The sequence below is a fragment of the Aeromonas enterica genome (assembly GCF_054052465.1).
Genome location: NZ_JBSTYL010000012.1, coordinates 79,769 through 99,236 on the forward strand (window position 1 = coordinate 79,769; position 19,468 = coordinate 99,236).

22 protein-coding genes are annotated in these 19,468 nt (G+C 61.6%); all 22 read left to right on the forward strand.

Annotation, left to right across the window (positions count from 1 at the left end; genetic code table 11):
- Positions 1-5: 5 nt before the first annotated feature.
- Entirely contained in the window at positions 6-374 is a 369-nt protein-coding gene (locus ACW5XD_RS13875) for an ArsR/SmtB family transcription factor (protein ID WP_456495384.1), read from the forward strand.
- Positions 375-378: 4 nt separating this feature from the next.
- Positions 379-747 (forward strand): arsenite efflux transporter metallochaperone ArsD, encoded by a 369-nt coding sequence (gene arsD / locus ACW5XD_RS13880; RefSeq protein WP_456495385.1) that lies wholly within the window; start codon positions 379-381, stop codon positions 745-747.
- A 60-nt stretch (positions 748-807) separates the two neighbouring features.
- On the forward strand, positions 808-2,574 hold the full coding sequence (gene arsA, locus ACW5XD_RS13885) for an arsenical pump-driving ATPase (RefSeq protein WP_456495386.1): 1,767 nt from the start codon (positions 808-810) through the stop codon (positions 2,572-2,574).
- Positions 2,575-2,681: 107 nt separating this feature from the next.
- The gene (gene arsB, locus ACW5XD_RS13890; RefSeq protein WP_456495387.1) at positions 2,682-3,746 is read left to right on the forward strand and encodes an ACR3 family arsenite efflux transporter; all 1,065 of its coding nucleotides are present in this window, start codon (positions 2,682-2,684) and stop codon (positions 3,744-3,746) included.
- Positions 3,747-3,793: 47 nt separating this feature from the next.
- Complete coding sequence (gene arsC, locus ACW5XD_RS13895; RefSeq protein WP_456495388.1) at positions 3,794-4,219, forward strand: glutaredoxin-dependent arsenate reductase; 426 nt, start codon at positions 3,794-3,796, stop codon at positions 4,217-4,219.
- A gap of 175 nt (positions 4,220-4,394) precedes the next feature.
- Entirely contained in the window at positions 4,395-5,171 is a 777-nt protein-coding gene (gene befA, locus ACW5XD_RS13900) for a beta cell expansion factor BefA (protein WP_456495389.1), read from the forward strand.
- A 150-nt stretch (positions 5,172-5,321) separates the two neighbouring features.
- Entirely contained in the window at positions 5,322-5,690 is a 369-nt protein-coding gene (locus ACW5XD_RS13905; protein WP_456495390.1) for a hypothetical protein, read from the forward strand.
- Positions 5,691-5,869: 179 nt separating this feature from the next.
- Entirely contained in the window at positions 5,870-6,187 is a 318-nt protein-coding gene (fliE, locus tag ACW5XD_RS13910) for a flagellar hook-basal body complex protein FliE (protein WP_456495391.1), read from the forward strand.
- Between the two features lie 58 nt (positions 6,188-6,245).
- Positions 6,246-7,958 (forward strand): flagellar basal-body MS-ring/collar protein FliF, encoded by a 1,713-nt coding sequence (gene fliF / locus ACW5XD_RS13915; protein WP_456495392.1) that lies wholly within the window; start codon positions 6,246-6,248, stop codon positions 7,956-7,958.
- Positions 7,951-9,012 (forward strand): flagellar motor switch protein FliG, encoded by a 1,062-nt coding sequence (gene fliG, locus ACW5XD_RS13920; RefSeq protein WP_098984612.1) that lies wholly within the window; start codon positions 7,951-7,953, stop codon positions 9,010-9,012. Before fliF ends, fliG begins: the two co-directional genes overlap by 8 nt.
- Before the next feature lie 68 nt (positions 9,013-9,080).
- A complete protein-coding gene (fliH, locus tag ACW5XD_RS13925) occupies positions 9,081-9,872 on the forward strand; it encodes a flagellar assembly protein FliH (protein WP_456495393.1) in 792 nt (263 codons plus the stop codon).
- 71 nt (positions 9,873-9,943) lie between these two features.
- Positions 9,944-11,275: a flagellar protein export ATPase FliI gene (gene fliI / locus ACW5XD_RS13930; protein WP_065402885.1), complete on the forward strand. Its 1,332-nt coding sequence runs from the start codon at positions 9,944-9,946 to the stop codon at positions 11,273-11,275.
- A 26-nt stretch (positions 11,276-11,301) separates the two neighbouring features.
- On the forward strand, positions 11,302-11,742 hold the full coding sequence (fliJ, locus tag ACW5XD_RS13935) for a flagellar export protein FliJ (RefSeq protein WP_456495394.1): 441 nt from the start codon (positions 11,302-11,304) through the stop codon (positions 11,740-11,742).
- A gap of 92 nt (positions 11,743-11,834) precedes the next feature.
- Entirely contained in the window at positions 11,835-13,769 is a 1,935-nt protein-coding gene (locus ACW5XD_RS13940; protein WP_456495395.1) for a flagellar hook-length control protein FliK, read from the forward strand.
- A gap of 57 nt (positions 13,770-13,826) precedes the next feature.
- Positions 13,827-14,345 (forward strand): flagellar basal body-associated protein FliL, encoded by a 519-nt coding sequence (fliL, locus tag ACW5XD_RS13945; protein WP_456495396.1) that lies wholly within the window; start codon positions 13,827-13,829, stop codon positions 14,343-14,345.
- A 9-nt stretch (positions 14,346-14,354) separates the two neighbouring features.
- A complete protein-coding gene (fliM, locus tag ACW5XD_RS13950) occupies positions 14,355-15,425 on the forward strand; it encodes a flagellar motor switch protein FliM (RefSeq protein ID WP_042871998.1) in 1,071 nt (356 codons plus the stop codon).
- A 51-nt stretch (positions 15,426-15,476) separates the two neighbouring features.
- Positions 15,477-15,869, forward strand: a complete 393-nt coding sequence (fliN, locus tag ACW5XD_RS13955) for a flagellar motor switch protein FliN (RefSeq protein WP_017412373.1) — start codon at positions 15,477-15,479, stop codon at positions 15,867-15,869.
- A 61-nt stretch (positions 15,870-15,930) separates the two neighbouring features.
- Positions 15,931-16,314 carry a flagellar biosynthetic protein FliO gene (fliO, locus tag ACW5XD_RS13960; protein WP_456495397.1) on the forward strand — a complete coding sequence of 128 codons (384 nt, stop codon included), beginning with the start codon at positions 15,931-15,933 and terminating at the stop codon, positions 16,312-16,314.
- Positions 16,301-17,080 (forward strand): flagellar type III secretion system pore protein FliP, encoded by a 780-nt coding sequence (gene fliP / locus ACW5XD_RS13965; protein ID WP_456495398.1) that lies wholly within the window; start codon positions 16,301-16,303, stop codon positions 17,078-17,080. The genes fliO and fliP overlap by 14 nt, the downstream gene beginning before the upstream one ends.
- A gap of 27 nt (positions 17,081-17,107) precedes the next feature.
- Positions 17,108-17,377 (forward strand): flagellar biosynthesis protein FliQ, encoded by a 270-nt coding sequence (fliQ, locus tag ACW5XD_RS13970; protein WP_011705282.1) that lies wholly within the window; start codon positions 17,108-17,110, stop codon positions 17,375-17,377.
- A 79-nt stretch (positions 17,378-17,456) separates the two neighbouring features.
- Positions 17,457-18,254 (forward strand): flagellar biosynthetic protein FliR, encoded by a 798-nt coding sequence (gene fliR, locus ACW5XD_RS13975; protein WP_042872181.1) that lies wholly within the window; start codon positions 17,457-17,459, stop codon positions 18,252-18,254.
- A gap of 83 nt (positions 18,255-18,337) precedes the next feature.
- Positions 18,338-19,468, forward strand: coding sequence for a flagellar biosynthesis protein FlhB (gene flhB / locus ACW5XD_RS13980; RefSeq protein ID WP_456495399.1), 1,131 nt, complete (start codon positions 18,338-18,340; stop codon positions 19,466-19,468).

Here is a 19,468-nt window from a genome sequence, read left to right on the forward strand (position 1 = left end):
ACAGCATGGACAAAGAGACGGCCACCAAGGTGTTTGAATCGCTTGCCTCCGGCATTCGGCTGGATGTGTGGCGGTTGCTGGTGAAAGCGGGGCTGGATGGGCGGGTCGCGGGCGAATTGGCCAGCGAACTCGATGTCGCCCCCAATACCCTGTCGTTTCATCTCAAGGCCATGCTCAATGCCGGCCTGCTGTCGGTGGCGCAGGAAGGGCGCTTCCTGCGTTACCGCGCCAACATTCCCTTGATGCTGGACATGATCGGCTATCTCACCGAGGAGTGCTGCGCCGGCCATCCCGAGGCGTGTGGCATGATGCGCGCCGAGTCTGCCTGCTCCCCCCATGTTCTGCCTGCGCAGCCCTGCTGCAACAAGGAGTAATGCCATGTCAGCCATTCAGATTTTTGATCCCGCTCTCTGCTGTTCCAGCGGTGTCTGCGGCACTCAGGTCGATCAGGCGCTGGTCACCTTCGCCGCTGACGTGGCCTGGGCCAAGGAGCAGGGAGTTGCCATCGAGCGTTTCAATCTGGCGCAGCAACCCATGCAGTTTGCCGAGACATCGGCTGTCAGCACTTTTCTGACCGACTCGGGGGAGGAGGGGTTGCCGCTGGTGCTGGTGGAGGGTCAGGTGGTGTTGACCGGCCGCTATCCGAGTCGCAGCGAGCTGGCCCGCTATGCGGGTCTGCCCGCGCCGCAGGCGGCCATCAAGGGGATCGTCAAGGGGGATTGCTGCTCCGGCAGCGGTTGCTGCTGATCCCCTGAGTCAACCCAGATTGCCCAGCCGGGCTCGTCACTCTGTCGACAGGAGTTCGTCATGTTTCAGTTTCTGACCGATCCGCCCCCCTTTCTCTTCTTCACCGGCAAGGGCGGGGTGGGCAAGACCTCGCTGGCCTGCGCCAGCGCGGTGGCGTTGTGTGATTCTGGCAAGCGGGTGCTGCTGGTGAGCACGGATCCCGCCTCCAACGTGGGGCAGGTGTTTGCCACCGAGATCGGCAATCGCGTCACCGCCATCGCCGCAGTGCCGGGTTTGTCGGCGCTGGAGATAGATCCCCCCGCAGCGGCCAAGGCCTATCGGGAGCGGATCGTCGGACCGGTACGCGGCAAGCTGCCCGAGCGCGTGGTGCGCAGCATAGAGGAGCAGCTCTCCGGCGCCTGCACCACCGAGATTGCTGCCTTTGACGAGTTCACCGCTCTACTCACTGACCAAACGTTGCTGGCCGAGTATGACCATATCGTGTTTGATACGGCGCCCACCGGCCACACCATCCGGTTGCTGCAATTGCCGGGGGCCTGGAGCGAGTTTCTGGAGCAAGGCAAGGGGGATGCCTCCTGCCTTGGCCCGCTGGCGGGGCTGGAGAAACAGCGCAGCCAGTATGCCGACGCGGTCGCCGCACTGGCCGATGCTGCCCACACCCGGCTGGTGCTGGTGGCTCGCGCCCAAAGTTCCACCCTGCGGGAAGTGGCCCGCACCCACGAGGAGCTGGCCGCCATCGGCCTGTTGAACCAGCAGCTGGTGATCAATAGCCTCTTCCCCGAGGACGCCATCGCCGGTGACGGGCTGGCCCTGGCGCTCTGGCAGCGTGAGCAGCAGGCTCTTGCCGCCATGCCGGTGGCCCTAAGGGCCTTGACGCAGGATCAGATCCCGCTGCTGGCCACCAATCTGGTGGGCGTTGAGAGCCTGCGTCAGTTGCTGCAACCCTGTGCATCCAAAGGGAGTCAGGTATCCGTTGCCCAGCCTCACGACAGTGTGACCCAACCCGATCTGGGGACGCTGGTGGACGAGCTGGCCGCCGACGGCCATGGCCTCATCATGCTGATGGGCAAGGGCGGGGTAGGCAAGACCACGCTGGCGGCCGCCGTGGCGGTGGAGCTGGCAAGCCGCGGTTTGCCGGTTCACCTCACCACCTCGGATCCCGCTGCTCATCTGAGCGAGACGCTGGCTGGTAGCTTGCCCCATCTTGAGATGAGCCGTATCGACCCCCACGCCGAGACCGAGCGTTACCGTGCCCAGGTGCTGGCTACCAAGGGGGCTGCGCTGGACGAGCAAGGTCGGGCACTGCTGGAGGAGGATCTGCGCTCCCCCTGTACCGAGGAGATCGCCGTGTTTCAGGCCTTCTCGCGCATTATCCGCGAGGCGGGCAAGCGCTTCGTGGTGATGGATACCGCTCCGACCGGCCACACCCTGCTGCTGCTCGACGCCACCGGTGCCTACCACAGGGAGATCGCCCGCCAGATGGGGAGCAAGGAGCTGCACTTCACCACCCCCATGATGCAGTTGCAGGACCCCAAACAGACCAAGGTGCTGATCGTGACGTTGCCCGAGCCGACGCCGGTGCAGGAGGCGGCCAATCTGCAGGCCGATCTGCGCCGGGCCGGCATCGAGCCCTGGGGATGGCTCATCAACCACAGTTTGCAGCAAGCCGCAGTCAGCTCGCCTTTGCTGCAACTGCGGGCCGAGCGCCAGTTGCCCCATATCGAAGCGGTCGAGCGGCAGCACGCCAGCCGTTACGCCGTGGTGCCGCTGCTCGCCGAGGAGCCGGTGGGGCCGGATGCCCTGCGCCGCCTCTGCCAGCACCATTGAGCTGCCGGGGCGGCTTGAATATGCCGTTAACTTGTTATGAACCCTTGTTTCGAACCTCTTTTTTGAACAAATAGGAGATGCGGGATTGCGCCGCATCGGGAGCTGTGATGTCTGCAACCTGTGATGCCAAGGCAGTCCCTGCCATCGGTTTTTTTGAACGTTATCTGACCGCCTGGGTCGCCCTCTGCATTCTGGTGGGGATTGGTCTGGGGCAGGGGTTGCCGGATCTGTTCAAGGCAATCGGCGCCATGGAGGTGGCCAGGGTCAACCTGCCGGTGGGGCTGCTTATCTGGGTGATGATCATCCCCATGCTGCTCAAGATTGATTTTGGCGCCCTGCATCAGGTGAAGGGTCACCTCAAGGGGATTGGGGTCACGCTCTTTATCAACTGGCTGGTCAAGCCCTTCTCCATGGCCTTCCTTGGCTGGCTGTTTATCCGCGTGCTGTTTGCCGACTGGTTGCCAGCGGATCAGCTCGACAGCTACGTCGCGGGGCTGATCCTGCTGGCGGCGGCCCCCTGTACCGCCATGGTGTTTGTCTGGAGTCGCCTCACCAACGGCGATCCCTACTTCACCCTGTCGCAGGTGGCGGTGAACGACCTCATCATGGTGTTTGCCTTCGCGCCGCTGGTGGCGCTGCTGCTCGGGGTCTCCAGCATAGTGGTGCCCTGGGATACCCTGCTCACCTCTGTGGTGCTCTATATCGTCATCCCTGTCATCATCGCCCAGCTGCTGCGCAATGCCTTGCTGCAAAAGGGGCATGATCATTTTGACGGCGTCATGACCCGCATCCAGCCCTGGTCGGTGGCGTCCCTGCTGCTCACCCTGGTGCTGTTGTTCGCCTTTCAGGGCAATGCCATCATCGAGCAGCCACTGGTTATTGCCCTGTTGGCGGTGCCAATCCTGATCCAGGTGCTGTTCAACTCGGGGCTCGCCTACTGGCTCAACCGCAAGGTGGGGGAGAAGCACTCGGTCGCCTGCCCTTCAGCCCTCATCGGCGCCTCTAACTTCTTCGAGCTGGCGGTGGCCGCCGCCATCAGCCTGTTCGGCTTTCACTCCGGCGCCGCGCTCGCCACCGTGGTCGGCGTGCTGATCGAGGTGCCGGTCATGCTGCTGGTGGTGCGCGTGGTCAACGCCAGCAAACCTTGGTACGAAGCGGGCCTGCGCCGCTAAGGTTTGCTATCTATTTTTTATTCACTTGAGCCATGAGAGACACGCAAATGAGTGCAATCACTATCTATCACAACCCGGAATGTGGTACCTCCCGCAACACCCTGGCGCTTATTCGCAACAGCGGCGTCGAGCCCACCGTGATCCACTATCTGGAGACGCCCCCCTCCCGCGCCCAGCTGGTGGCGCTGATCGCCGCCATGGGCATGCCGGTGCGCGAGCTGCTGCGCAAGAACGTGTCCCCCTACGAGGCGCTCGCTCTGGCGGAAGATCGCTTCAGCGATGATGAGCTGATCGATGCCATGCTGGCCCACCCGATCCTCATCAACCGCCCCATCGTTGTCACCCCCCTTGGCACCAGGTTGTGTCGCCCGTCGGAGCTGGTGCTCGATATTCTGCCCGATCAGCAAAAAGGGGCCTTCGCCAAGGAGGATGGCGAGCAGGTGGTGGATGCGGGCGGCAAGCGCCTCAAGTAATACCCGCGCTCAGGCAGACATGATGAATGATCACGAGGGCGCCAGGCGCCCTCGTGCACAAGCGCGCGGGTGCCGATGGCGGCACTTATTGACCACGTCGTGAGCATCGCCTTATCCGGCGGCGTCCAAATCTGCTACTGTGACCATCGATTCATCACAGAGGGTGGAGAACAGCATGAAGATTCGATTCCTGGTGATTGCAACGACGCTGGCACTGGCGTCGGCCCCCGGTCTGGCCGATTGGGCGAAGCTGAAGGCGGCTGCGACCGACCTTGGCATTGCTGTGAGTGACACCAGCAAGGAGGCGTGGCAAAGCGTGACCGACTTCTCCAAGGAGACCTGGGCGTCCGTCTCCCAGTGGGGTTCGGAGGCGTTCAATACCGCCGGGGTCTGGACCGACAAGAGCATAGCGACCGGCAAGGAGTGGCTGGTGGTGGCCGACAAGAAACTCGACGAGATGCTCGAGCCCAAGACGGCCGACGAGGCGCGACTCGCCCTCGACACCATGGCCGATACCGCGCTGGTGCGACTGTTCAACGAACAGCCTTCCGCCAAGTTGTTGTTTGACAAGGCCTATGGCTATGCAGTGTTTGATTCGCGCAAGTTCTCCCTGATGCTGCATACCAACCAGGGCGCCGGAGTAGCGGTCGATCGCAAACGCGGTCAGCACACCTACATGAAAATGTTCGGTGCCGGCCTTGCGGCCGGGCTCGGTGGTAAGTTTTACCAGCAAGTGATCCTGTTTGAAGACAAGGCCAGGTTCGATGCCTTCGTGACTCAGGGCTGGGAGGCCACCTCGGAGATGGGGGCCGTCGCAGGCAAGGACAGCGCCGAGCTCACCGCCAAGTACAACGGCGGCATGGCCATCTACCAGATCGGCGAGAAGGGTCTGCTGCTAGATGCCAATATCTCGGGATCCAAATACTGGGTGGACGAGGATCTGACCAAGTAAAAATACGTTGCAATAATGGCAAGTATTTTTTCTTCTATCATGTTGAAATACTGTCTGTTTAAATGATGCGACTTGCAGTAAAAAGAGGGCCTCGGGCCCTCTTTTTTCATGGGCGAAAGGATGAATATGTCGTTGCATCAGGAGAGTGGTATGGATCAAGCACAGGAACCCGCAGTCGCCGCACAGGCCCAGAGCCGGGAGTGGGACAGACAGAGTATCTATCTGCGCCTGCAGGAAGGGATCCCCATGGCCTTCTGGGTTTGGGGCGATCTGGTTGCTCCCCTCGAGCCCAGGCCCGATCTGTTCGAGCATGATGGCGGGTTTGACTGGGGCCGACCACAGGCGGCAACCATGGCCCTGGCGGTCGCCATCATCGCCAAGCTGGTGGACGTGGGGCTGGTCGCGCCTGAGCAGGCGAGCGCCAAGGCGTCCTACCTGCATGATGAGGTACTGGTCAAGCTGCCTGCCGGTGAACACTATGATCTTCACCTCAGTTACCTGAGGTTGCTGCTGGCGTAAGCGGCCAGTCTCCATTTCCTGATACCCAGCCGTCACTTGCGGCGAGCATGCCACCCTCTGGCGGGGTGGTTGCACCATTCCTGTTAAACAGACCTTCTCCATTTCTCGGTAAGTTGCTCTGGTTGGCACCCTAATTGCTTGTTGCCTGTCAGCGTCAATGATTTGTCTGGGGATGGAATATGGAAATTAGTGCAAGCAGCCTGATGCAAGAGATGCAGGCACTCAAGGTGGAAGCCGGAGCGACACCGCTGGCTCAGCCCGGTCGTCAGGTCACGTCCGACTTTGGTCAGTTGCTGCAGCAGGCCCTTGGCAACGTCAACGAGTTGCAAGGGGCCGCCAATGATCTGCGCACTCGCTTCGACATGGGCGACAAGTCGATCGACCTGTCCGAGGTGATGATCGCCGGCCAGAAATCCTCTATCGCCTTCGAGGCAACGGTGCAGGTGCGTAACAAGATGGTCGATGCCTACAAGACCATCATGAACATGCCGGTATAAGGATCGTAAATCGTGGCGACTGAGCATCATGAACATGTCAGCAATAAGGACATAAATCGTGGCTACTGACCAAAACGGCGAACTGCTGATGCACGATGAGGGCTCCGCCGCCCTCGATGAGAATGAGCAGAAGAGTTCCGCACTCGGCTTCCTGTCCAACACGGATGTGCTGCGGCAAATCACCCTGATCCTGGGCTTGGCCATCTGCCTGGCGATCGCCGTTTTTATCCTGCTGTGGGGCAAGGAGCCGGACATGCGTCCGCTTGGCACCTACAGTACCCAGGAACTGGTTTCTACCCTCGATTATCTGGATCAGCAGAAGATCCCCTATGAGGTGGATGGCAAGAGCGTGCTGGTCAGCGCCGAAAACTATGCCGATATCCGCCTGCGTCTGACCCGTGCCGGTCTCGCTACCAATACCGATGCCAGCAACGATGGCGAGTCCATCTTGCTCAAGGACTCCAGCTTCGGTGTCAGCCAGCGCATGGAGACGGAGCGCCTCAAGCTGAGCCGCGAGCGCCAGCTGGCGAGCGCCATTGAGCAGTTCCAGAACGTGGCCAAGGCCCAGGTGCTGCTGGCCATTCCCAAGGACAACGTATTCGCCCGCAACGAGCGCAAACCCAGTGCGACCGTGGTGCTGAACCTCAAGGGCAACGCCCTCGGCCAGGGGGAAGTAGACTCCATCGTCGACATGGTCGCCTCGGCCGTGCACGGCCTGGAGCCGACTCGCGTCACCGTGACCGATCAGAGCGGCCGCCTGCTCAACTCGGGTTCCCAGGATCCCGTTTCTGCCCAGACTCGCAAGGAGTTTGCGATGCAGCAGAAGCAGGAGCTGGAGTACAAACAAAAAATTGACGCCATCCTGATACCCGTACTTGGCGCCGACAATTATACGGCGGAGGTTGATCTCTCCCTCGACTTCTCCCAGCAGGAACAGACCCGCAAGACCTACAACCCGGACTTGCCGGCCGTGCGCTCCGAGATGACCCTGGAAGAGAACAGCGCCAATGGCAGCAGCGGCGGTATACCCGGCGCACTCTCCAACCAGCCACCGGCCGCCTCCAATATTCCCCAGCAGGCGACCGGCCCCAATGCCGATGCCAGTGCCGCTGCCTCCGGTCGCTCCCGCAAGGAGGCGACCCGCAACTTCGAACTGGATACCACGGTCAGCCATATTCGGCGCCAGATGGGTGGCATTCGTCGCATGACAGTCTCGGTCGCGGTGGATTACAAATCGGCCACCGCCGCCGATGGCAAGGTGACCCGCGAGGCGCGCACCCAGCCTGAACTCGATACCCTGCGCCGTTTGCTGAGCGGCGGGCTTGGCTTTGATGTGACCCGCGGTGATACTCTGGAAGTGGTCGCCATCCCGTTCAACCGGCCAGAGCTTGAGAACGTGGCCGAAGCGCCCATCTACGAGCAACCCTGGTTCTGGCGCGCGGTGCGCATCGCCGCCTCCGTGCTGGTCATCATAGTGTTGATCGTCACAGTCGTGCGGCCCATGCTCAAGCGCCTGCTCTACCCGGATGCACGTCCGGAAGGGGATCTGGATCTGGACAACAGCATAGTGCTGGGCGGGGATGACGAGCTCAGTCTGCTGGCCGCTCAGGCCGAGTCCGAGCCGGTGTTCGGGGTACGTGACGGCCATCTGAAACTGCCGGATCTGCACCGTGACGAGGATTTGCTCAAGGCGGTACGTGCGCTGGTGGCGAACGAACCGGATCTGGCCGCACAGGTCATTAAAGAATGGGTAACGAACAAAGATGCCTGAAGAAAGTAAGACCCAAGTCACCGGCAATGACATTACCGACAGCCAGCGCCAGATCCTGGACCAGATGAGCGGGATGGAGATGGCGGCTGTGCTGATGCTGAGCCTCAACGAAGAGGATGCCGCCCAGATCTTCCGCCATCTCGAGCCCAAGCAGGTGCAGCGGCTCGGCATGTCCATGGCCTCCATGTCTGACTTCAGTCACGACCGGGTGGCGGCGGTACACCGTCAATTCATCGACGATATCCAGAAATACACCAACATCGGCATCGGCAGCGAAGACTTCGTGCGCAAGGCGCTGGTGGCCGCCCTTGGCGAAGACAAGGCCAGCAATCTGGTGGATCAGATCATCCTGGGTTCCGGTGCCCGTGGCCTCGATTCCCTCAAGTGGATGGATGCCCGCCAGGTCGCCAGCATCATCCAGAACGAACACCCGCAGATCCAGACCATCGTCCTCTCCTATCTGGAGCCGGAGCAGTCCGCCGAGATCCTGAGTCAATTCCCGGAGCAGGTGCGCCTGGATCTGGTGATGCGCATTGCCAACCTGGAAGAAGTACAGCCGGCGGCGTTGCAAGAGTTGAACGACATCATGGAGAAACAGTTCGCCGGTGCGGCGGGTGCCCAGGCAGCCAAGATGGGCGGCCTGAAGGCGGCGGCCAACATCATGAACTACCTGGATACCAACATCGAAGGCCAGCTGATGGACTCCATCCGCGAGTCGGACGAAGAGATGAGCCAGCAGATCCAGGACTTGATGTTCGTGTTCGAAAACCTCATCGATGTGGACGATCGCGGTATCCAGACCATGCTGCGGGAAGTGCCGGGGGATCTGCTGCAGCGGGCCCTCAAGGGCTCCGACGACCAGATGCGCGAGAAGGTGTTCAAGAACATGTCCAAGCGGGCCGCCGAGATGCTGGCGGACGATCTGGAGGCCATGGGGCCGATCCGGGTCTCCGAGGTGGAAGCGGCCCAGAAAGAGATCCTCTCCATCGCCCGCCGTCTGGCGGATGCCGGCGAGATCATGCTGGGTGCCGGTGGCGGCGAGGAGTTCCTCTAAACCATGGACCATCAACTATACGGTGTCGCCGGGCCGCATCTGGTAGTGGCGAGGAGCGCTTCTAAAGCATGAACAACAAGCTGCGTGGCTATGTACGCCCCGACGGGGACGACGCACGGGTCGAAGCTTGGGGCTGGCCAGAGATGGAAGTCGAATCCGAGGTCGAGACCAATGCTCTTGGACTGACGCCAGACTGGTATCAGCAACAGGAAGTGGAGGCACCGGTCGAGGAGCCGGCAGAGGAGCCGACTCCCAGCATCACGGCAGAGGAACTGGAAGCCATCCGTCAGGCCGCCTGGGACGAGGGCATGGCCGAAGGCCAGGCCGCCGGTTTTGCCAAGGGGCTGGAGGAGGGCAAGCTTGAAGGCCTGCAACAGGGTCATGCCGCTGGGTTGGAGCAGGGCAAGGAGGAGGGGCTGGCCATGGGCCGCGAGCTGGTGGATCAGCAACTGGCCCACTGGCAGTCACTGGTTGATCGTCTCGCCACCCCCCTCAACGAGCTGGATCAGGCGGTGGAGCAGCAACTCATCGCCTTGGTGCTGCAGCTGACCCGCGCCCTCATCCGGCACGAGGCCGAGACGTCTCCCCGTATCCTGCTGGAGGCCCTCAAACAGGGGTTGGCCTTGCTGCCTGCCGCCGAGCAGGGCGTCACCCTGATGCTGCATCCCGATGACATCACCCGGGTCGAGCAGGCGTTCGGGGTGGAAGAGTGCGCCAAGCGTCACTGGCGGTTGCAGAGCGATCCCACCCTCTCCCCCGGCGACTTGCAGCTGGCGACCGAACTCTCCAGCATCGACCTGACGCTGTCGGGACGCATCGATCAGCTGCTGCGCAACTTCTTGCGGGACAATCACGAATAACCTGCGACGGGCCGGCGCAAGCCGGCACGTCGCAGGCATGACCCATCTCAATATCGCTTTCAGGAGGCCAGATGAGCGGCTCGTTACTCACTCGGTTGCAAGGGTATCGGGTGCGCGATATCGCACCCAAGCCGCCCGTCGCCGGCAAGTTGACCCGGGTGGTGGGCCTCACGCTGGAAGCCATCGGCTGCCGCGCCGCCATCGGTGCCCTCTGTCGCATCGATACCCAAGACGGCATGCTGGAAGCGGAAGTGGTCGGTTTCTCCGGCGATCGCCTGTTTCTGATGCCGAGTGAACAGCTCAAGGGGGTCATTCCCGGTGCACGGGTGGTGCCTATCACAGAGGAGCATGGCATTCCGGTCGGCATGAACCTGCTGGGCCGGGTCATCGACGGCATAGGCCAGCCGCTGGACGGGCTCGGCCCCATTCTCTCCTCCCAGACGGTGCAGTTTGCCCAGCACCGCATCAATCCGCTCTCCCGTCGTCCCATCCATCAACCGATGGACGTGGGGGTGCGCGCCATCAACGCCGTGCTGACCGTGGGGCAGGGCCAGCGGATGGGGCTGTTCGCAGGCTCTGGCGTTGGCAAATCGGTGCTGCTCGGCATGATGACTCGCGGCTCGGTGGCGGACGTGGTGGTGGTGGGCCTCATCGGTGAGCGGGGCCGGGAAGTGAAAGAGTTCATCGAAGACATTCTGGGGGAGGAGGGGCGTGCCCGCTCCGTGGTGGTGGCTGCCCCGGCCGATGCCTCGCCGCTGATGCGCCTCAAGGGGTGCGAGACGGCGCTCGCCATTGCCGAATACTTTCGCGATCAGGGGCTCAACGTGCTGCTCTTGATGGATTCGTTGACCCGTTACGCCCAGGCCCAGCGGGAGATCGCGCTGGCGGTGGGCGAGCCACCGGCGACCAAGGGGTATCCGCCCTCGGTATTTGCCAAATTACCGGCGCTGGTGGAGCGGGCCGGCAATGGCAGTGACGGCCAGGGCTCCATCACTGCCTTCTTCACCGTACTGACCGAGGGGGATGATTTGCAAGACCCCATCGCCGACGCGGCGCGGGCCATTCTGGATGGTCATATCGTGTTGTCGCGCGAACTGGCCGATGCGGGCCACTACCCGGCCATCGACATCGAAAAATCCATCAGCCGGGTCATGCCCATGGTGACTTCGCCCCAGCACATGGAGCTGGCGCGGACTCTCAAGCAGTTCTACTCCCTCTATCAGCAGAACCGGGATCTCATCACCATAGGTGCCTATAGCCAGGGTTCGGATCCCCGCATCGATCGCGCCATCGTGCAAAAACCCTATCTGGATCAGTTCTTGCAGCAGGGAATGCGCGAGGTCATTCACTACGATGAGGGCCTGCAATCCCTGCAACTGGTGGCCATGCCCCTGATGCGTTGACGATGTGATGAAGAGGGAAGGCGGTCATGAGTAAAGGCTTGGTGATGTTGTCCGAGCGGCTGGTGGAGGCCGAACAGCAGGCGGCGCTGGCGTTGGCCAAGGCCCAGCAGGATCTGAAAATCTTCATGGAGCAGCAGGAGGCGCTCAACCAGTACCGCCAGATCTACCATCAGCAGTGGACAGATCGCGGCCTGCAGGGCATAGCAGCCCAGCAGAATGCCCAGTACCACGCCTTCATCAACAAGCTTGAGCAAGCGGCCACCCAGCAGTACGAAGGTGTGCTGCAGGTGCGCCAGGCATTGGCGTTGCGGCGCGAAGAGTGGCTGGCCGCCCAGCAGAGGCGCAAGGCGGTGGAGTTGCTGCTGGCCAAGCAGGCTGGGCGTGAGCAGTTGAAGGCCCAGCGTCAGGAGCAGAAGATGCTGGATGAGTACGCCATGCTGCGCCGCTTCCATCATTCTGGCCTGTAACTTGCTTTCTTCTGCCCATCCAGTGTGCGCCTCACCGCCATCGCGTTCGTGAGGGCCGCACCAGAACCCGATTGTCGTCAGGGATTTTCATCATGATGCAGACACTGCTTACCACTACCCCTCCCGTTCAGGCTGCTGCGCCTGCCGACAAGAGTGCTCAGCTCCCGCCCCCCTCCGACAGCGGCGAACCGACGCCGCAGGGTGAGCCGAAAGGCGGTTTCTCCGATGTGATGGCCAAGGCCCAGGCTGATGGTGCGCCTGTGACCAAGGCCGCTCAGGCTGCAGCGGGCGAGCCTAAGGCCGATGGTCAGGTCGTCACTGACCCGGTGGCCGGTGACAAAGGTGCCAGTGACAAGCACGCCGATGCCAAATCTTTGGCGAATGCCACCGAAGGCACGGCGGCCAGCGACGATAAAAAGAAGAAAATGGAGGAGGCCGAGAGCAGTGCCTCTCCCATCGATTTCTTGCAGCGTTTGCAAGATGCCCTCAAGCAGGACACCAGCCTGGTCTCCCCTGCGCCCCTCAACCTGGTAGCGACCGCGCCAGCCGTGGACACGGACGGCAATATGTTGCCGCAAGCGGGGGAGGACGCAGAGGCGGCCGATGTGCTGGTCGGCGCGGGCGACAAGCCGCTCAGCCTGGATGACAGAAAAGCCGCAACCGGCGCCGCCTTGCAGGCACAACAGGCCGCCAGCCTGCTCAAGGGGGAAGGGGTCGAGGTGCCGGCAGCTGAGGGCGAGGCGCAAGCCATGGAGAGCGATGCTGCCGCCATGGCTGCCCAGCTGAAAGAGGCCGGCAAGGAGCCGAAAGAGGCAGGCAAGGACAAAAGCGCGGCTGGCACCGACAAAGCGGGCAAGGCCGAACTCACCGGCGCCGAGCGGGCCGCCTTGCTGAGCAAGGTGTTGCCGACCGAGGCGGTGGACAAGGCCGCCAAAGGCGAGGGGAACAAGTCCGTCGAGATCGATGCCAGCGCCAAACCCGTCACTCCTCCCATGAGCAACAAGGAGGGTGCCGAGAAAGCACATCCCCAGCGTGCGATGGAGCAGGCCGTGCCCACCCAGACGAGCGCCACCAGGGCGTTTGAAGCGGGTCAGGAGCGGGCCGACACGGATACGACCCGCTCGGCGGATGGCGCTCAGGCCAGGGGCGCTGCCGAGGGGGGCGAGCAGCCCCAGGCCAGGGCGACCACGGCCGCCAAGTCCGAGAGTCCACTGGCCGCCGCTGGCAGCAGCGCCACGGCGCCGGCGGCCGAACCCGTGTTGACGGCCCCGCAACAGGTGCTGGCCAGCAGTGAATCCCAGGGGCCACAGGCCTCGCTGAGCGCCTTGTCGGCCGGGATCAAGCAGATGGAGGCCAGCGAAGGCCGCGAGGCTGCCAAGGTCAGGAGCGAGGTCAAGGTGGACGTGAAGCAGAAGGTGGCCGAGTTTGGCAAAGGCAGCGCCCTCGGGACCGAGTCCAGCACCCACGACAGTCATCACAGCCAGCAGGTGCAGCAGAACAGCCAGCCCCAGGTGGCCAACAACGACAGCAAACCCACGGTCGACATAGCGGCGCGGCGCGATCCCCAGAATCTGCCATACCTCAAGCTGGCCAATCCGGAGGCACCGGCCCAGCTGCACCAGAAGGTGAATCTGATGCTGGCGGACAAGTTGCAGCAGGCGGAGATCCAGCTCGATCCCCTCGGCCTTGGCAAGATGAAGATCCAGATCCAGATTGGCGCTGACAGCCAGGCCAACGTGCACTTCGTGGTACAACATGGTCAGACCCGCGAAATGCTGGAGCAGGCCATGCCACGGCTGCGTGATATGCTGGCCGGGCAGGGCATCCAGCTCGGTCAGACCGTGGTGCAACAGCAGCCGCAGCAACAGTCACAGGGCCAGTCGGCATTTGCCGGACAGGGCCAGCAAGGTCAAAAAGAGAGCGGAACTTTTGCCGAAACAGGCCAAACTGAGGCAGAGGTCACGGCCACAGGCAGTCGTTTGCTGACGGAATCGACAAACGACAGCGGAATTGATTTCTATGCTTGATGCCTGCCTGAGTAAGTTTATGATATCGAACAAGTTTGAGACTAGGGTGGACAAGGGATGGCAGATGATAACGAACTGACGCTGAAAGACCCGGCGGCAGGCAAGAAAAAGAAGCTGATCATGATCATCGCCCTGGCCGTGATTGTGCTGGGAGGCGGTGGTGCCGGTGCCTGGCTGATGCTGTCCGGCGGCGACAAGCCGGCGGCCGAAGCGTCGGCGGAAGGGAAGGATGCCAAGCCCAAGGAGACTGCGCCCCAGCCTTCGCTCTATGTGGGCATGCCGCGCCCCTTCGTGTTCAACGTTTCGGGTGGCGAGCGGGATCGACTGGTGCAGATCAAGATCCAGCTGATGGTGCGTGGTGCCGCCGATGAGACCCTGGCCAAGCAGAATATCCCCCTGATCGAAGGCACCTTGCTGCGGGTCTTCAGTGCTGCTACCAGCGAACAGCTGATGACCTTTGAAGGCAAGGAGAAGCTGCGCAAGGATTCACTGGAAGAGTGCCGTCGGGTGCTGAACGACCTGGTCTCTTCCCCCGTTATCGAACAAGTGCTGTTTACCGGCTTTGTAATGCAATAAGGGTGATGCGTGAGCGATCTGTTAAGCCAGGACGAAATTGATGCCCTCTTGCACGGTGTCGATGATGTCGAAGAGGAAGAGATAGGCGCGGCGGGTGATCCCGGCGTTGCCCAGTTCGACTTCTCCTCCCAGGACCGCATCGTCCGTGGTCGCATGCCGACCCTGGAGCTGGTGAACGAGCGCTTTGCCCGCCACATGCGGATCAGCCTGTTCAACATGATGCGCCGCACCGCCGAGGTCTCCATCAACGGCGTGCAGATGCTCAAGTTTGGCGAGTACGTCCATACCCTGTTCGTGCCGACCAGCCTGAACATGGTGCGCTTCCGTCCGCTCAAGGGCACGGCCCTCATCACCATGGAAGCCCGCCTGGTGTTCATCTTGGTGGAGAACTTCTTCGGCGGCGATGGCCGCTATCACGCCAAGATCGAGGGGCGCGAGTTTACCCCCACCGAGCGGCGCATCATCCAGATGCTGCTCAAGCTGGTGTTCGAGGATTACAAGGATGCCTGGGCACCCGTGATGGATGTGGGCTTCGAATACCTCGACTCCGAGGTGAACCCGGCCATGGCCAACATCGTCAGCCCCACCGAGGTGATCGTGGTGAGTTCGTTCCACATCGAGCTCGATGGCGGCGGCGGCGATTTCCACGTGGCCATGCCTTACTCCATGCTGGAGCCCATCCGCGAGCTGCTGGATGCCGGTGTACAGAGCGACAAGGGTGACACCGACGTGCGCTGGAGCAAGGCGCTGCGCGACGAAATCATGGACGTCAAGGTCGAGCTCAGAGCCAAGCTGCTGGAAACGGATCTGACCCTGCGCGAGCTGATGGAGCTGCGACCCGGTGACATCATCCCGGTGGAGATGCCGGAGAACCTGCTGGTCTATGTGGAAGATTTGCCCACCTTCCACGCCAAGATGGGGCGGACCAAGGAGAATGTGGCGCTCAAGATTACCGACAAACTCAAACGCCCGGAAGGGGTCAAGACAGAGATGCATCTGGTGACCCGGGGCGGCATACGCATCGATGGTGAGGCCGAGCTGGAAGAGCTTGAGCGCAGCATCGAAGATCAACAGCGATAACATGGACTGCCTGTCACGACAGACGGTCACGAAGCAGCATAAGGAAGCAAGATGAGCGGAACTGATGAAGAGGATCTGATGGCGGACGCCTGGGCTGCCGCCCTGGAAGAGCAGGTGATTGCCGAAGCCAAGCCGGCTCCCCTCGAGGAGCTGACCGATGACGCCCCCATCAGTGCCGAGGAGCGGCGCAAGCTCGACACCATACTCGACATCCCGGTCACCATCGCCATGGAAGTGGGTCGCAGCCAGATCAGCATCCGTAACCTGCTGCAGCTCAACCAGGGCTCGGTAGTGGAGCTGGATAGGGTAGCGGGCGAGCCGCTGGACGTGCTGGTCAACGGCACCCTGATCGCCCACGGCGAGGTGGTGGTGGTAAACGACAAGTTCGGTATCCGTCTGACCGATGTCATCAGTCAGATTGAAAGGATCAAGAAACTCAAATGATCAGAACCATTGCGTTGACTGGTCTCATCATCAATCAGGCCGAAAGGATCAAAAAACTCACATGATCCGCGCGTTCCCGTTACTGCTGTTGTCCCTCCCGGCACTGGCCAATCCCGGTGCGGGGGCCAATCCTCCCAGCCTCACCTCCTGGCTGCTCTCCAGTCTGATGGTCATAGGCCTCATCCTGGTGCTGGGCTTTCTGCTCAAGAAGAGCAAGATTGCCACCGCCATGGGCGGCGGCCAGATGCGGGTCATCGCCAGCCTGCCGGTGGGCTACAAGGAGAAGCTGCTGGTGGTCAAGGTGGGCGAGCAGCAGTTGCTCATCGGGGTGACGCCGCAGCAGGTCAACTTCCTCTATCGCCTGGAGGCGCCGCTGGACGAAAGCCAGCCCCAGGCGTTTTCCCAGCAGCTTGGCAAATTGATGGGCAAGCATGAAAAAACCTAACCGCTTATGGTCACAGCTTGGGCTGCTGGTCGGCCTGTTGGCATCCCTGCTCCTGTTGTCACCGCTGGCACTGGCCCAGGATGGCATGTCGGCTGTCACCATCAAGACCATGGCGGACGGCAGTCAGGAATACAGCCTGACCCTGCAAGTGCTGGCGCTGATGACGGCGCTCTCCTTCTTGCCGGCCATGGTCATCATGATGACCTCGTTTACCCGCATCATCATAGTGCTGGGCATACTGCGACAGGCCATAGGTCTGCAGCAGAGCCCCTCCAACCAGGTGTTGATCGGTATTGCGCTGTTCATGTCGTTCTTCATCATGTCGCCCGTGCTGGATCGCATCAACGACGAGGCGCTGCAGCCCTATCTGGCCGAAACAATCCAGGCCAAGGAGGCGCTGGAGAAGGCAGAGCTGCCCATCCATCAATTCATGCTGGCCCAGACCCGGATCAAGGATCTCAACACCTTCATGGAGATAGCCAACGTGCAGGTGGACAAGCCCGCCGAGGTGCCGCTGCGGGTGCTGATCCCGGCGTTCGTCACCAGTGAATTGAAGACTGCCTTCCAGATAGGTTTCATGCTGTTTCTGCCCTTCCTGGTGATCGATCTGGTGGTGGCCAGTATCCTGATGGCCATGGGGATGATGATGCTGTCGCCTATGCTGGTCTCCCTGCCGTTCAAGCTGATGCTGTTCGTCATGGTGGATGGCTGGAACCTGATCCTGGGTTCCCTGGCCAACAGCTTCGGGCTGGGTGCCGGTGGTTAAGGCGGACAAACGCAAGGAGCAAGCAGCATGAGTCCGGAAACCTTTATCGATGTCTTTCGCGAAGCACTCTGGCTGGTGACCATCATGGTGTGCGCCGTGATCCTGCCCAGCCTCTGCGTCGGCCTGCTGGTGGCCATTTTTCAGGCCGCCACCTCCATTAACGAACAGACCCTGAGCTTCCTGCCCCGTCTCATCGTCACCCTGTTTGCGCTGGGGGCGGGCGCGCACTGGGGCTTGCAGAGTCTGATGGACTTCTTCCTGCTGATGGTGAGCCAGATTCCCGAGGTGGTGGGATGAGCCATGCCCGGCAAGCGCCTTGGACGTCCTCCGACTGCCCGCTGATGGCGACATGTCACGCCAAGTCCAGGGGGGGGAGATGACCTACACGACCGCTCTCATCATGGAGTGGTTGTCTTCCATCCTCTGGCCGTTGGCGCGGGTGAGCGGCCTGTTGATGGTGATGGCGGTGTTTGGCAGTCGCCTGACGCCTGCCCGCATCCGTATCGGGTTGGCGCTGGCGCTGACCTTCATGATCGCCCCTCTGTTGCCTCCCATGCCCAAGATAGAGCTGTTCTCCGTCGGCAGCTTTCTGGTGTTGACCCAGCAGTTGCTCATCGGCATCGCGCTTGGTCTGATGACCCAGTTTCTGATGGAGAGCTTCGTGATGGCCGGTCAGGTCATCGCCATGCAGACCAGCTTGGGCTTCGCCACCCTGGTGGATCCCATGAACGGCCAGTCGGCCCCCGTGGTGGGTCAGTTCTACTTGATGCTGGCGACCCTGGTGTTTCTGGCGGTGGATGGTCATCTCATCATGCTGCGCATGGTGGTGCTGAGCTTTGATACCTTGCCGGTCTCAGATGCCGGGCTTACCCTGCCCGCCATCCGCAGTCTGGTCGGATTCCTGGGGGTCATGTACCAGGCCTCGCTGGTGATGGCGCTGTCGGCCATCATCGCGCTGTTGCTCATCAATTTTGCGTTCGGCGTCATGACTCGGGCGGCGCCCCAGCTCAACATCTTCAGCATAGGTTTCGCGGTCAGCATGATGTCAGGTCTGCTCATCCTCTGGCTCACCATAGGCGGCTTCCTCGGCCACTTCGACTCCATGTGGGAGCGGGTGCAGGAGACCAGTTGCGAGCTCATCAACGTCCAGTGCTTCGGTGGCCAGAATGGCTGATTGCATGCAGCTGGGTAGCGAACGACTCGATTCCCTCCGGGGGCGAGTACAACTGAGCAAGTTCCAATGGGTTGGAGGTCAGCATGGCTGATACCGATCAGGAACGTACCGAACAACCCACGGGCAAACGACTGCAACAGGCCCGGGAAAAAGGGCAGATTGCACGTTCCAAGGAGCTGGGTACCGCCAGCGTCCTGCTGGCCGCCGTCTTTGGTCTCTTGATGATCAAAGAGAGTCTGGCCGGTGCCATGGTCAAGATCCTCACCATAGGTTTCACGCTCGATCGGGATCAGGCCTTCGATCCCAACGCCATGGGGGCCATGGTGCCCACTCTGTTGAGGGAACTGCTGCATCCGCTCGGTCTGCTGTTCATGCTGGTGGCCATCGCGGCCTTCATCGGCAACACCCTGATGGGGGGCATGAACTTCTCCTCCGAGGCCATGCTGCCCAAGTGGAGCAAGTTGAGCCCGCTCAACGGCATCAAGCGGATGTTCGGGGTGCAGTCTCTGGTCGAGCTGATCAAGTCCATCGCCAAGGTGGTGTTTATCACCCTGTTTGCCTGGTGGATGCTGTCGAGTCAGTTCAACCACCTGCTCAACCTCTCTCTGGAAGGCTATCCGGGCGGCATCATAGATGCGCTGGATCTGCTGCTGTGGATGCTGATCATCCTCTGCTGCGCCCTGATCCCCATCGTTGCCATAGACGTGCCGTTCCAGCAGTGGAACCACATGCGCCAGCTCAAGATGACCAAGCAGGAGGTCAAGGACGAGTTCAAGGACAGCGAGGGCAAGCCCGAGGTGAAGGGGCGGATCCGCCGCTTGCAGATGGAGATGGCGATGCGCCGCATGATGGGGGATGTACCCAAGGCGGACGTGGTCATCACCAACCCGACCCACTACTCGGTGGCGCTCAAATATGACACCGCCAAGCCGGGGGCCGCGCCCAAGGTGGTGGCCAAGGGCACTGATGAAATAGCGATGAAGATCAGGGAGATAGCAAGGGAGTACGAGATCCCCATCATGCCCTCTCCCGGGCTCACCCGCGCTATTTTTCACTCCACCGAGATAGGTCACGAGATACCGGAGGGGCTGTTTGCGGCCGTGGCTCAGGTGCTGGCCTATGTGTATCAGCTCAAGAAGTTCCGCCGTGGCCGTGGCCGGCGCCCCAATCCGCTCGCCAACGAACTGCCCATTCCACCTGAATTCCGCAAATGA